This window comes from Uruburuella suis (genome assembly GCF_022870845.1).
Lineage (GTDB): Bacteria > Pseudomonadota > Gammaproteobacteria > Burkholderiales > Neisseriaceae > Neisseria > Neisseria suis.
Genome location: NZ_CP091507.1, coordinates 193,565 through 207,753, shown reverse-complemented (window position 1 = coordinate 207,753; position 14,189 = coordinate 193,565). Strand labels below are relative to the sequence as shown.

General features: G+C 48.7%; 6 protein-coding genes and 4 pseudogenes. All 10 read right to left on the bottom strand.

Translation table 11 applies throughout. The annotated features are described in order from the left end of the window. Positions 1-30: 30 nt before the first annotated feature. Positions 31-444, bottom strand: coding sequence for a hypothetical protein (locus tag LVJ78_RS00925; protein ID WP_132953857.1), 414 nt, complete (start codon positions 442-444; stop codon positions 31-33). 471 nt (positions 445-915) lie between these two features. Then, positions 916-1,671, bottom strand: a pseudogene (locus tag LVJ78_RS00920) (DUF637 domain-containing protein); the annotation flags it as partial. 207 nt (positions 1,672-1,878) lie between these two features. Continuing rightward, positions 1,879-2,166: a hypothetical protein gene (locus LVJ78_RS00915; RefSeq protein ID WP_132953859.1), complete on the bottom strand. Its 288-nt coding sequence runs from the start codon at positions 2,164-2,166 to the stop codon at positions 1,879-1,881. Positions 2,167-2,899: 733 nt separating this feature from the next. Beyond that, positions 2,900-3,583: pseudogene (locus LVJ78_RS00910) on the bottom strand (DUF637 domain-containing protein); the annotation flags it as partial. A gap of 463 nt (positions 3,584-4,046) precedes the next feature. After that, positions 4,047-4,445, bottom strand: coding sequence for a hypothetical protein (locus tag LVJ78_RS00905; protein WP_132953861.1), 399 nt, complete (start codon positions 4,443-4,445; stop codon positions 4,047-4,049). Between the two features lie 470 nt (positions 4,446-4,915). Continuing rightward, positions 4,916-5,671: pseudogene (locus LVJ78_RS00900) on the bottom strand (DUF637 domain-containing protein); the annotation flags it as partial. 186 nt (positions 5,672-5,857) lie between these two features. Continuing rightward, on the bottom strand, positions 5,858-6,301 hold the full coding sequence (locus LVJ78_RS00895) for a hypothetical protein (RefSeq protein ID WP_132953863.1): 444 nt from the start codon (positions 6,299-6,301) through the stop codon (positions 5,858-5,860). Further along, positions 6,289-11,241 carry a DUF637 domain-containing protein gene (locus tag LVJ78_RS00890; RefSeq protein ID WP_244802586.1) on the bottom strand — a complete coding sequence of 1,651 codons (4,953 nt, stop codon included), beginning with the start codon at positions 11,239-11,241 and terminating at the stop codon, positions 6,289-6,291. Before LVJ78_RS00890 ends, LVJ78_RS00895 begins: the two co-directional genes overlap by 13 nt. A gap of 201 nt (positions 11,242-11,442) precedes the next feature. After that, positions 11,443-12,279, bottom strand: a pseudogene (locus tag LVJ78_RS12510) (filamentous hemagglutinin N-terminal domain-containing protein); the annotation flags it as partial. A gap of 92 nt (positions 12,280-12,371) precedes the next feature. Continuing rightward, a complete protein-coding gene (locus tag LVJ78_RS00875) occupies positions 12,372-14,126 on the bottom strand; it encodes a ShlB/FhaC/HecB family hemolysin secretion/activation protein (protein ID WP_132953865.1) in 1,755 nt (584 codons plus the stop codon). Between the last annotated feature and the right edge of the window lie 63 nt (positions 14,127-14,189).

The following is a 14,189-nucleotide window of genomic DNA, read 5'->3' as shown; positions in this document are numbered from 1 at the left end:
AAATATATTTCTATTAAAATAACATATTGATTAAATGAAATTATCATGTTCATTTACATTAATTACTTCACTATACAAAGCCTTTGGAATTTCCATTTCCCAGTGGAATGCCAAAATAACGCCCATAGCCAGGCTTCTAATTTCTTGCCATTCAGAATCATCCAAGCTACTATTTTCAAGCCATAAATAAGCATATTTTTCTCCACTTTTACCTGAGATGTAAGCATCTAAATCTCTTAACAAGACTAATTGCTTTTCTGTAATATCTATATATTCATGTATTCTCTCTAAATTTTCTCCAACCGCTTCTTCATACTCTAAAACAATTTCTTCTCCAACCATGGAATTTTCCGGAAGTAAGTTTTTTTGAACACAAGATGATGATGCCAATGCCATTAAAGACCATTTGAACTTATCAAAATAATATTGTTTTAAGCTGATCATATTAATTTTTCCTTACTTGTAAATAATTGTTGCCTTCTCACCTGGCGTAGCAACATATGTCTTTTTATCTACCACTTTCACAATCCCTTTATTTGTTGTAGAGAGCTTGTAATAAGCACCTGCATGTCGCCCACCTCCCGGATGTAGTTGAATTTGTGATATTGAAGGATGGCCTTTAATTTCAAGAATAGTGGCTTTCCCGCTACCTTTACTGCTAGACCTGATAGTTGTCGAATACCCTGCCCGTTCAAACTGTTTGGCAATATCCACCGCAGATTTCCCCCATACTGTTTTGGGGTTTTTCACAAAATTTACGGTGATTAATCGTGTAGCATTCCATGCCTGAAAAGTTTTTGCCGCATCCGCTGTCCACTTAATTCCTCGAACACTTCCTCCCGTAATCGGGTATAAAGTTGCTGCAAATGCCGCAATATCCAAGGTTTCCAAATCTGCATCTTGGAAAGCTTTTTGCCATTGTTGCCGTTCTGACGGACTGAGTGAATTCATAAATTCATCATGCCGATGCACTTCTAAAATCAACTCTTCTCTTAAAGTATTATTCTCCACAGCCACCTTGGCCGCATCCGCCGCCACATTCACATCGCCGCCGGTCAACCCCGCAGCCGTACCCGCGACCAAGCGCGAGTAAGCAATTATCTTCGCTTCTTCTGCAGCACGCTCTGCTGCAGGCAGTTTGCTAAGGTCTCTACCGCCCAGCAATTTCTCTCCCACAATCTCGCCTACGGCCGCGCCAATCGCACCATCTTGGCATTTGCCCTTATTAGCCGCCGCTGCGGCACAACCTGCTACGGCATGGGCAACTTTATGGGCGATATAGTGATTATCCAAATCTTTTATCTTGCTCGCCGCTGCACCATGTGCCGTCTGAACCAGCGCGGACAATATGGCGCTTTCCAGGCTGTCTTGCAGGCTGCCACCATTGATGGCGGTGCCAATCACGGCGCTGCTGCCGGCGTTGGCAAGGTTGACGCTGAGGTTGTTTACCCATTCGGTGTTGCTGGTGCTGTTGAGTGCGGAGGTGGCGCCGATTTTGTCGGCCACACCAGCGGTGATCACGGCGGTGGCGAGGTTTTTAACGGTGCTGCTTCTGCCCAGCTCTTTAAAGGTTTTGCCAAGGTTGCCTTTGTTGTTGACCAAGCTGATAGAGGCTTGGGTGGCCAGCGACAGAAAGGCGGCGTTTGCCATGGCGGCGGAAGTGCCGGTGACGGCCGTGCCGCTCGGTAAGTGCAGATGCATAGGCACGCACACGTTTTTTCATTTAACAGCAAGGCCGTCTGAAAGATTAATTTTTCAGACGGCCTTGAGTTTTTTATCATCGAAAGTTAGAAGAACAAGCAGGTTAAGACGCGTGCGTGCCTATGGCATACAGGCTACGTCTGCTATGGCTTGCACCCTACGCACAGGCTATGCTTGTTAAAAACAATTTACTCTAAACATTTTTCTATTCTGATCATTACTGAATCTAGTGTCCGTTTTTTCTTCAAGAATACAATTTTGATCCGAAGGTAAAATAATTTTTCCTGAATAGGGACTGAACCATCCATCACCAGGGAAATTATTTAAATTGGAGTTACTAAAATGAGGATCTCGAGTAACGGCATCCCTTAAGGCAGCCTGCTCTGCTAATGCAATCTGTTCAGTGCTTATTCGAGAAGCACAGGCAGTCAAAAAAATACAATATAAAAAAATCAAATTTTTCATTGAAAATTCCTTGAAATTATCTTTATGGTTTAAACGTATAACTATTATTATTAATATTAATTATATAATTTCCATCCTTACCAGCTGGAATCAATATTTGTTTGGGATCAAAAATATGGATAAGCCCCGTTGGTGTACTCTGAACATCACCAACATTCACTCCAAATATTTGCTTTTTATTTTCATCAAAATATATTCTTGAATATTTCTTACCATTAATTTCAGCGCTATCAGCAATTATTATAATATCTTTTATCATGCCAACTTCTTTAGCTATTGCATCATTATGTGATTCAGCATAATAGTGATCTTCCTTTCCTTGGAAAGGAGCTAACCCTAATTTATTTTTCGACAATTGCTCATTGAATTCATGGGCAATAAGCGCATTACCAGATAATATAATCTTGTTGGCATCTAATTTTTCCATATCAGCAACATCAAATCGCCCTGTTATCCAAGAGCCACCGGCCGTTAATTTATCATTATAAACTAGAGTAATCTGGGCTGTTCCCGTTTTATCCTGAATAACATTATTCAGCATATTATAGAATGACAACTGTTTGGCATTTAAACTCGCCGTGGTTGCATTGCCCACCGGCACAAGCACCATAATCTCATAGCCCAAGCTGTTGAATTTTCCTGTACCTTTCAATTCAAATTTTCCGCCTAATTCACTTTCTACTTTATCCGCAAATCGTCTTTTGGCTTTCGGGTCACTCTTCGGATTAAATGCCAAAAGATTATTTTGTACAGCAGTTTTCGCCGCATCCGCCGCCACATTTACATCGCCACCAGCCAAACCCGCAGCCGTACCCGCGACCAAGCGCGAGTAAGCAATTATCTTCGCCTCTTCTGCAGCACGCTCTGCTGCAGGCAGTTTGCTAAGGTCTCTACCGCCCAGCAATTTCTCTCCCATAATCTCACCCACTGCCGCGCCAATCGCGCCATCTTGGCATTTGCCCTTATTTGCCGCCGCTGCGGCACAACCTGCCACGGCATGGGCAACTTTATGGGCGATATAGTGATTATCCAAATCTTTTATCTTGCTCGCCGCTGCGCCATGCGCCGTCTGAACCAGCGCGGACAATATGGCGCTTTCCAGGCTGTCTTGCAGGCTGCCACCATTGATATTGATGGCGGTGCCGATCACGGCGCTGCTGCCGGCGTTGGCAAGGTTGACGCTGAGGTTGTTTACCCATTCGGTGTTGCTGGTGCTGTTGAGTGCGGAGGTGGCGCCGATTTTGTCGGCCACGCCGGCGGTGATCACGGCGGTGGCGAGGTTTTTAACGGTGCTGCTGCTGCCCAGCTCTTTAAAGGTTTTGCCAAGGTTGCCTTTGTTGTTGACCAAGCTGATAGAGGCTTGGGTGGCCAGCGACAGAAAGGCGGCGTTTGCCATGGCCGCGGAAGTGCCGGTGACGACCGTGCCGCTTGGTAAGTGCAAATGCATAGGCACGCACACGTTTTTTCATTTAACAGTAAGGCCGTCTGAAAGGTTAATGTTTCAGACGGCCTTAAGTTTTTTTATCATCGAAAGTTAGAAGAACAAGCAGGTTAAGACGCGTGCGTGCCTATGGCATACACCCTACACACAGGCTACGCTTGCTGGCTTCGAATGCGGTAGTAATGCATAACGGCTTGGTGTTTGAAGTCTACGGTATATTTGTTCATAAGAAAACTGCACCTTTTGGGTTGGATGGTGGGTGTCCAACTTTTGGGGTGCAGTTCAAGGTTCAGACGGCCTTGAGCTTTTTTACCATCAAAATCCAGAAAAACAAGCCGGAGAAGACGCGCGCGTGCCTAGGGCACATACCCTACATGCAGGCTACGCTTGCTATGACGTATATTCTACACACAGGCTACGCTTGCTACACTTACGCAAATTATTCATTTACATCAATAACCATACTATATAACGGTTTCGGTTTCTCAAGCACCCACCCGAAAATTTCAATAGCTTTTTTCGAAAGCTTACGAATAATCTGCCATTCTTCCCCATCTAATTGTTCATTATCTAACCAAATATGTTCAAACTCCACACCACATTTGCTCACTATATATGCGTGCAGTTCTTTTAATGCATCAGTTTGCTGAAGCGATAGAAATCCATATTGAATAACAGGATCTAAATCAACTAAAACAGCAGCTTCATATTCAGAAAAAAGTTCATCACCAACTAGAGAATCAGGAGGAAATAGGCTTAATTGTTCCTCAGAGGACTGAGCCATTGCCATTAAAATCCATTTAATTTTATTGTAATAAAATAAGTCGCGCTCATTCATTTCATTCTTTCCTATTTATAAATAATTTGTGCTTTTTCCCCAACAGTAGGAATATAAGTTCCCTTATCCACAACTTTCACGACCCCTTTATTTGTGGTTGACAACTTATAATATGCCCCGGCGTGCCGGCCTCCTCCTGGGTGAATTTGGATCTGTTGAATGGAGGGGTGCCCTTTTATTTCAACAATCTTAGCTAGACTTCCCTGTCTATTGCTAGACCTGATAGTTGTCGAATACCCTGCCCGTTCAAACTGTTTGGCAATATCCACCGCAGATTTCCCCCATACTGTTTTGGGGTTTTTCACAAAATTTACGGTGATTAATCGTGTAGCATTCCATGCCTGAAAAGTTTTTGCCGCATCCGCTGTCCACTTAATTCCTCGAACACTTCCTCCCGTAATCGGGTATAAAGTTGCTGCAAATGCCGCAATATCCAAGGTTTCCAAATCTGCATCTTGGAAAGCTTTTTGCCATTGTTGCCGTTCTGACGGACTGAGTGAATTCATAAATTCATCATGCCGATGCACTTCTAAAATCAACTCTTCTCTTAAAGTATTATTCTCCACCGCCACCTTGGCCGCATCCGCCGCCACATTCACATCGCCGCCGGTCAACCCTGCAGCCGTACCCGCGACCAAGCGCGAGTAAGCAATTATCTTCGCCTCTTCTGCAGCACGCTCTGCTGCAGGCAGTTTGCTAAGGTCTCTACCGCCCAGCAATTTCTCTCCCACAATCTCACCCACTGCCGCGCCAATCGCGCCATCTTGGCATTTGCCCTTATTTGCCGCCGCTGCGGCACAACCTGCCACGGCATGGGCAACTTTATGGGCGATATAGTGATTATCCAAATCTTTTATCTTGCTCGCCGCTGCACCATGCGCCGTCTGAACCAGCGCGGACAATATGGCGCTTTCCAGGCTATCTTGCAGGCTGCCGCCATTGATGGCGGTGCTGATCACGGCGCTGCTGCCGGCGGTGGCAAGGTTGACGCTGAGGTTGTTTACCCATTCGGTGTTGCTGACGTTGTTGAGTGCGGAGGTGGCGCCGATTTTGTCGGCCACGCCGGCGGTGAGCACGGCGGTGGCGAGGTTTTTAACGGTGCTGCTTCTGCCCAGCTCTTTAAAGGTTTTGCCAAGGTTGCCTTTGTTGTTGACCAAGCTGATAGAGGCTTGGGTGGCCAGCGACAGGAAGGCGGCGTTTGCCATGGCCGCGGAAGTGCCGGTGACGACCGTGCCGCTTGGTAAGTGCAGATGCATAGGCACGCACACGTTTTTTCATTTAACAACAAGGCCGTCTGAAAGATTAATTTTTCAGACGGCCTTAAGTTTTTTTATCATCGAAAGCTAGAAGCACAAGCTGGTTAAGACGCGTACGTGTCTATGGCATATATCCTATGCACAGGCTACTCTTGTTCAATGTTTTTTGCATTTTTCTGCAGGATTTCGCCATTGAAGAAACACTTTCTGATACATCCCCTCATCTGTGTAATAATCACTATCCAAGCCGATTCCTTCTGTTCCCCGACATAAATATTTATCACTAAAGCCAAGATCTACCACTCTTGCCCGAATATCCTGCATTTCAATTGGCTCATTATTTTTACCTTTGATTTCAAAAGCCATCCCAGCTATACCAGCCCTAAAACCTTCTCCCTTCAATATTATTTGATACTGATCAGAAAATTGCATAATTTCTGATTGAATTTTCAATTTTTGTGCATCTAGTCCTTTTGTTTTACTGTTGTAAATCGGCCCATTGGGTGATGAAAGCCACATCATCAATATTGCCGTTAACAGAAACAATGCAATTCCAATTAGATGTTTGATTATATTTTGATATTTAATTATTTTTCCCATTTCCAATTCCATTTCCCATTTTGATATTCCACTTGCCCTATTCTTGCTACTTTTTCAACCCCTAATGAAATGCTAGGCGTGCCTAAACCTAGTTCTGCTGAGTATTTTACCGTGTCTCCACCTATTGTTTTTGCTCCTCCGCCACATATTAAATAAATACAAATTTGTCCTCCATTAGAAGTCCCTTGCAATGCTGCCGTAATTGTTTTATCAATATTAATTTTTTCCAAATCCGAGGTATTTAGAATGCTTCCCATAACAATATTAAACCCTCCTGATTTAAAACTTTTTATAGATACATCTGAAATATTTTTAAAATTTGATGAACCGGCAACAGAAATGAATACTTCTCCTGTTCGAGTATTTACAATTACTCTACTTCCATACCCCAATCCTAAAATCTCTGGGCTATTCAAATTAATTGCAACATATTGCCCTATAGGTACTTGTTTCCATGCAGTATCAAGATATTTCAATGTTGTTGCATCTGGCACATAAAAATCCTTAATAGATATACTGCTATTCTTTAAATCTCCAGAGAATTTTTTATTCTCTTTATACTTATCAATCATTTGATTCGTAATTTCAGTGGAAAGGTTGGCATCTTTCAATTTAGTTTTACATGAATTACTATCTGGATCAGCACGGCATACATTTAATAATTCATTGTTTCTTTTACGGCTTAATTCAACTAGCTCTTTTTTTGCATTATCTACACACTTCTTATCCGTACCACAACTATTCAGTTTTTTATCATAATCATCCCAATCTTTGCGAAGTAAATAATTATTCCTCACCGCCGTTTCTGCAATATTGGCAGCGGTATTGGCATCTCCGCCTGCAAGCGTAGCTGCGGAAGCGGCGGCCACCTTGAAAAGCGTGAGCAATTTGGCCTCTTCCGTTGCATTGGCAGGCTTACCGTAAACTTCTGCCACAATCTCACCTACTGCCGCGCCAATGGCGCCATCTTGGCATTTGCCCCTATTTGCCGCCGCTGCGGCGCAGCCGGCCACGGCATGTGCCACTTTATGGGCGACTTGCTGATAAAACTGTACATTGTCGCCTGCCGTGATGCCTTTGATTTTGCTTGCAGCTGCACCATGACCGGTTTGAACCAGTGCGGCTAATATTGATTTTTCCAAGCTGTCGCTCAGGCTGCCGCCATTAATGGCGGTGTAGGTGGCTGCGGCGCTGCTTGTGTTAATCAGGTTGGTGGTGAAGGTGCCTGTCCAATCATAGCCGGTGGCGCTGCTGGCTTGGTTGCCCGCTGCGGTGGCAATGCCGCTCAGTTCGCTCAACACGCCTGCGGTGGCGGCGGCTGTTAGCACTTGTTTGACGGTGTCGCTGCGGCCGAGATCTTTCAGGGCTTTGCCCACATTGCCTTTGTTGTTGATCACGGCAATGGCCGCTTGGCTGTAGAGGCTGTTCAAAGCTGCTGCTTGCATGGCTGCTGCGGTAGTGGTAGCCGTGGTGGCTGTTGTGGCCGCGGCTGCACCTGCCGCACCGCTTCCTGCTGCTGCGCCACCGCCTGCCGCTCCGGCTGCTGCGCCGGTGCCGGCACCGTAGGTCAGCACGGTAACGATAATCACGATAATGGCTGCGCCTGCGCCGGTGAGGCCTTCTTGCTTATAATCCCATTTGTCGTAAGCCAGCTTAACCTGATTCCAGTCGACATCTTTGGAAAGCTGCAATTGCTTCAAATAGGCATATTCGGGCTGGCGGGCGAGCTTTTCGATTTCGGTTTTGAGCTGGCCTTTGGGGATATCGACAATATAGCCGCCGGGCGCGCTGAGCTTGGGCGGGGTGGGGCCTTCGAATTTGGGCAGGGCGAGGGTTTCCACCATGCTGCCGCTGCCGGCCATGCTTTGCCACACCACGGCGTTGGATTCGCTGCTTTCTTCTTTTTGCACCGTGGTTTTGATGCCTTGCAGGATGATTTTGGCATCTTTACGGGCATTTTCGCCTACGCCGGCTTGGATAGTGGCACCTTCGAGTGAAGTTTTAAAAATAGTGCCCTGTAATAAGGTATCCCAGCCTGATTGAGTATCAGCTTTTTCAGCTTGTAAAGTAGCAGGAAGCATCTCATTAACATAGGCTGTTGATTTATTAGAAGAGCTTCCCACCTTGATAAAGCTCAAAAATTTCCTGCTAGAATTGCTGCTATTTTGTTCACGAAATACTTTATCAACCGCAAATAAGGATAAAGCTTTGCCTGCTGCAATATTGATACTACCTCTAGGAGCATCAAACTCTGTTGCATATGCGGCAATATTTTGTCCAGCTTTAAGTTCTATGCCTTTATCTCCTTTCATTTTGACAATTGAAGGTCTGATTTCCTCTCGGATATTGGTATGACTATGATGTTTTTTACTCCAGAAAGAGCTGGTTGTATATTCACCATGATGGTAAGAATAGAACCCTTCTTGATTGTATCTCAAGAGAATATCCCCATAAGATTGCAATTTAATCTTACCTCGTTCAGAATTAATTTCTGAAGCATTTATTATCAAATGGCTGTTGGCACTGTCATTGGGCGCAATAATATTTACATTACCGACTGCAGAAATTTTACTTGGCTTATTGAACATCGCATATTTATAGTCATTGCCATTTTCTTTACCATATTCATAGAATTCAGATAAACCATTAATCATAATTGACGCTTGCCGTTCCCCTTTTATCGCCGCTGCCGATGAAGAAGGTAATAACCCTGCTGCTTGCAAATCAACTTGTTGGGCAGCAGTAAGCGTAGCAGCCTCCATATTGATACCTTGCGCTGAAAGCAGATTAATATTTCTTCCATTCAGCTCACTACCTAAATATTCATGACCATTGCCTTTTTGAGAAGATAGCTCCAACATCAAATCCAGATATTCTTTATACTCACGAATAGGCTTAACAGGTGCATCGTGCTTAGCAAATCTTTTCTTTGCCATATCCAACAATAAATTCTCAAATGCATCATCACGATACATTTTTGGCATTTCCATCTTCATTTTATACGAGCTAATAGCTGCTTCATACGCCATTTTCTCTCCAGCGTATTTAGGATTATTGGTTAGTCTTTCCAATTCTTTAGCTAAAGGCTCTATTTGTTGATTTAATTCTTGCACTTTCTTAATGGATATGTAATCACTAAATTCATTTTTTAATGCTGTGATATTCAACTGCCCTTTAGTCGTGCCCACGGTCAAATCTTTCCCTGCCGCAATCTTGGCCGCCTGAATATCGGCTTCGCCAGCGATCAGCTTGATGTCGCCTTTGGCGCTGAGCGTGGAAGTGGTGCCGCTGGGGTTGCCTTTGTTGCCGCTTTTGCCGGCAAGGGTGAGCTTGTTGCCGGCTTTGAGGTGGAAGTTGCCATCGGCGGCAACGGTATAGCCGGGCTGGATATACACATCGCTTTTGGCTTCGATATTGATGCTGCCATCAAGGCTTTTCAGCTTGGCATCGTTTTTCAGCACCGGGTTGCTCAGGGCTTTCAGGCTGCTGTTGCCGCTGCCGAGGTTGAGGTTGCTGCCGTTGGATTTCAGGTGCACGGCGCCGCCCTGCATATGGCTGTTGTTGGCGTGGTGCAGCCAGTCACTGTGAATAGAGAGCACGCCGTTGGCTTTGAGGGTGTTGGCGGTGCTTTGTTTGTCGTTTTGCAGAATTTGGTTGTTGCGGCTGCTGATGGCCATATGCTGCCCGGCGCTGGCATTTACCTGATTCAAATGCACTTTGCCGGCATCGGCGGCGATGGTGGTGTTTTGCGATGAGGTGGCGGCCACTTGGTTAAGCGTTAAATCTTGTTTGGCTTCGAGCTGGATTGCGCCGCGGGTGGCGCTGATTTTAGCCTGATTGATGCTGAGGGCGCCGTTGCTGCTTTGGGCTTGGATATGGCGGGCGAGCAAGGTGTTTTGCTGCTTACCGTTGCCGATAATCATGTCTGCGCCGGACACCAAGCGGATATCGCCTTCGGCAGCAGTGATGTCGGTGTTGTCGGTTTTCAGACGGCCTTTGCCCACCGAGCCGAGCGCCACGCCGGTTTTGCCGCTGAGTTTGGCGGCGGCGGTGCCGATGCTCAGCAAGTCAACGCGGCCGTTGGCCATGATGCTGAGGTGGCCGTTGGCGGCGGTGGCGTTTAGGCCGTCTGAAACAATATTGCCTTGCAAGGCGGCGGCTTCGATATTTTGGCCGGCATTTAATTGGGTGTTGGGGGCAAGGCCGAGGTCGCCGCTTTGGGCGCTTAGGCTGAGGTTGCCGCTGCCGGCTTTAAGATTCAATCTTTCCACGGTGATGCTGCCGGCGGCAATGCTCAAATCTTTGGCTGCATTCAGATTTTTCGGCGAAGCGGCACCGATTAAGGCTTTTTCGCCGGCTTTCAGGCTCACGTTTTGCGTGGCGGCGGGCAGCTCTGCGCCCACGGTGAGATTAAGGTTTTTACCGGCATGCAGGTAAACGGCTTCGGCGGCTTTGATGGTGGTGGTGGCGCTGATGTCGTTATCGGCCAGCGCCACGATGTTTTTGGCGGCGCTGAGGCTGCCGCCGCTGATATTAGCATTGGCGGGCGCCGGGTTGGCGGCAAGTGAGGCAGGCTTGGCGGCTTCAAGGTGGATGCTGCCTGCGCTGCTGGCCAGATGGCCGGCATTGAGTTGCACATTGCCGTTGGCCAAGATGCTGATGTCTTGCTTGGCGCTGAGGGTGCTGTTGTTTTGCAGGTGGTTGCTGCCTTGGGCGGCGGTGTAGATTTGGCCGCTGCTGCCAAGCTTGGCGTCGTTTATCGTAATGTTGCCGCCGGCGGCTGCGCTGATGGCGCCGCTGCCGCTGTTGGTGAGCGCGGCTTTTTTGTTGATTTGGATATGGCGGCCGGCATCGAGAATGATGGCGGAGGCCGTCTGAACGTTGCTTTGATTGAGCGCGGTGTTGCTGAGCACCAAATCGCGACCGGCATCGACCACCATCAGGCCTTTGCTCTCGATTTTGCCGGCGGTGGAATCAATATCGCCGTTGCCGCTGTTGGCCGCTTGGTCGGTGGTGGTGAGGCTCAAATAAGTGGGCGCGGCTTCGGTTGCGGCGGATGTGGTGCGGATTTGGCCGCTGTTTTCAATTTTGCCGGCCGAGGTGAGCACCAATTGGCGCTCGGCCTGCAAGGTGCCGGCGTTTTTCACGCCCAAGCCTTTTTCGTTGGCAATCAGGGTGATGCTGCCTGCATACATGCTGCCTAAGGCGGCGGTGTCGATGGCAAGCGCAGGCTTGGTGCCGGCGGCGCTGCCGCTGCTGATTTCGCCGCTTGCATAATCGATTTTTTGCGCGCCGGTGGCGATGGTGAGCTGATTGGCTTGGATTTTGCCTTGCACGGTGGCGGCGCGGCTGAGGATTTCGGTGTAGCCCGCGCCGGTGCTGCCTGCATCGTTGAGGCCGCCCGCGCCGATGGCAACCGTGCCTTGGCGGATGTCGAGCTGGTGCAGCGCGCCCTCTTTAATCACCGGTGCGCCGGTGGTGAGCACGGCGCGGTTGGCGTTTTTAAAGCCGCCGCCGTTTACCTGAATGCCGGCCGGGTTGGCGATAATCACGTCTGCCTTGCTGCCTTCCACGCTGATGATGCCGGCAAGCTTGCTGGGGCTGGTGCTGCGGATTTCGTTGAGAATCACTTTGGCACTGCCTTTGGCCAAATTCGGGTTGGCTGTGCGGCTGTTGTTGAGCACGGCGCCTTTGTTGTCGACATCGAATTGGGTGTAGCGGTTGTGGCTGAGGCCTTTGGCGGTGGGGGTTTGGATGTTTACCAACGGTGCGCCGCTGCTGTGTTTCAACACGGCGGCCTGCTGATTGGCGGGGGCGGATTTGTCGGCAATGATTTGCGCTTGGGCAAAGCCGATGCCGCCGAGCAACACGCCGCAAGCGGCCAGCATGGGCATGCCGGCTTGCAGGGTGAAGCCGGCGCGCGCGGAGCTGTCTTGCGTGGATTTGCCTTCGCGGGCGGCATGCTCGGCCACGGCCATCATGCAGCCGCGCTTTTTGTTGAAAATGATTTTATGCAGGTGCTTGTTCATTTATATTTCCCTTGGATTAAATATTTTCAGACGGCCTTGGTTTAAAAGCTGTAGTTGAGGTTAAAGCCGTAAGTAGTGCGCTCGGTTTGAAAATGGGCGGGTTTGCTTAAGGGCTTGCCGATAAACACGTCGTAGCTCAGCAGGCCGCCCAAGGCTTGCGCGCCTTTGAGGCCGATCACGGCGCCGGCCAATTTTTGCGCGGGCAAGCCGCGAGTGCTCAAGCCGGACACGCGGCCGTAATCAAGGCCGAGATAGGCTTGATGCTCGGGCAGATAATGCCAATTGAGGTTATTTTGCCCATACCAGCCGCGCTCGCCACTGAGATTGCGCTCGCCATCAAAGCCGCGCACGGTGTAGCGGCTGCCGATGGCCAAATGGTCTTGCGACACCAAGGGTGATTTGTTCCATTGGGCGAATATTTCGCCATCGTAAGAAAAATAATGGCGGCCGATTTGAAACGGCACAGCCGCACCCAGCGTGGCATGGATGATTTTCATGCGCGAAGTGCCGGGAATGATGTCGTTTTCTTCGTTGAACTCTTCCGGCGCTTTAAGGCTGCCGCGCATGCCGGTGCCGCGCTTGTAGGCCAAGCTGCCGTAAAGGCTGCCCCAGCCGAGCTGCGCCCGATGGTCGATATCGGCCGCCCAGCCGGCGGTGCGGCGGCGCTGCACTTCGATTTCATTGTTATCGTAGTATTTTTGGCTTTGCTGCTGCCACAGCTTGGCGCCAAGCGTGGTTTTGTGGCGCGCATTGCGAAACACTACCCTGCTCGCGCTGATGTTGCTGTGATGGCTTTTGCCGTTGTAATCGAGGTTGGTGTGGATGCCTTCCACAGCTTCGTGATAGCGGTAGCCGTTGTGGTTCCATGCAAAAAGCCAATGGCCGACCGGCACGGAATAATGCAGGCTGTAGCCGCGGGTGCCGCTGCCGGTGGTGATGCCTTCGGCATCGGTGTAGGACGCTTTATGGCCTAAATCATGGCTGTAGCTGGCGTAAAACAAATCGCTCAAGCCCAAAGGATTATCAAGCGAAAGCGCCAGGCTACCCTGATATTTGCCGGTGGTTTTGCTGCCGGCATCGTTTGCATTGATGTTGAAACGCAGCGGCCGCGGCTGCTGCCAGCTCACCACAATATCGCTCTGCCCTTCCATTTCACCCGGCTCAATGCGGATATCGGCGGCCACGCTGGGCAGGCGGCGCAGGTTTTCCAAGCCCTGCTCTAAATCGCGCAGATTCAGAATATCGCCGCTTTGGTTGGGAAATTTATTGGCAAAGGCGGAAATGCGGCCAACGCTGGCGGCATCGCCCTGATTTTCTTCGTAGCGTATGCTGCCGAGCCGACCCGGCTCTACGCTGAGTTTCAGACGGCCTGAAGCCAAATCTTGCGGCGCGATATACACTTGGCTGGTGAGAAAGCCCTTGGCAATGGCGATGTTTTGCGCCAGCGTTTGCAAATGTTGCAGGCGCTTGCTGCCCAAACACATGCCTGGGATGAAGCCGGATTGCTTCACCAGCGTGGGCACAATAAAGGCGAATTCGTCGGGCGCATCATTGAGGGTAATTTCCTGCACCGCCATACACGGGCTTTCGGGTGCGCCTAATTTGAACGGGGCGCGAGCCGGCAAATCGCCGCCCAAGCGCACGTCAACATCAGGAATCAAGCGATTGTCGAGCTGCTGCTGGCGCTGCTGGTTGCGGTTGAATTCGGTGTCGGCGTCGTTGGCCGATGCGGCATGAGGATAGACAAGAAACGTAAAAACAGCAGCGTATTTGATTACATTTGTTATTAAGTGCATTGATATTTGCAATATTTGTATGAATATGTAAATATGAATTTTACATTAATATGAAAATACATG

Excerpts from the sequence above, each read along its gene's own strand:
- LVJ78_RS00915 (WP_132953859.1), bottom strand. The coding sequence starts at position 2,166 with ATGAAAAATTTGATTTTTTTATATTGTATTTTTTTGACTGCCTGTGCT.
- LVJ78_RS00875 (WP_132953865.1), bottom strand. The coding sequence starts at position 14,126 with ATGCACTTAATAACAAATGTAATCAAATACGCTGCTGTTTTTACGTTT.
- LVJ78_RS00895 (WP_132953863.1), bottom strand. The coding sequence starts at position 6,301 with ATGGGAAAAATAATTAAATATCAAAATATAATCAAACATCTAATTGGA.
- LVJ78_RS00905 (WP_132953861.1), bottom strand. The coding sequence starts at position 4,445 with ATGAATGAGCGCGACTTATTTTATTACAATAAAATTAAATGGATTTTA.
- LVJ78_RS00890 (WP_244802586.1), bottom strand. The coding sequence starts at position 11,241 with ATGGTGGTCGATGCCGGTCGCGATTTGGTGCTCAGCAACACCGCGCTC.
- LVJ78_RS00925 (WP_132953857.1), bottom strand. The coding sequence starts at position 444 with ATGATCAGCTTAAAACAATATTATTTTGATAAGTTCAAATGGTCTTTA.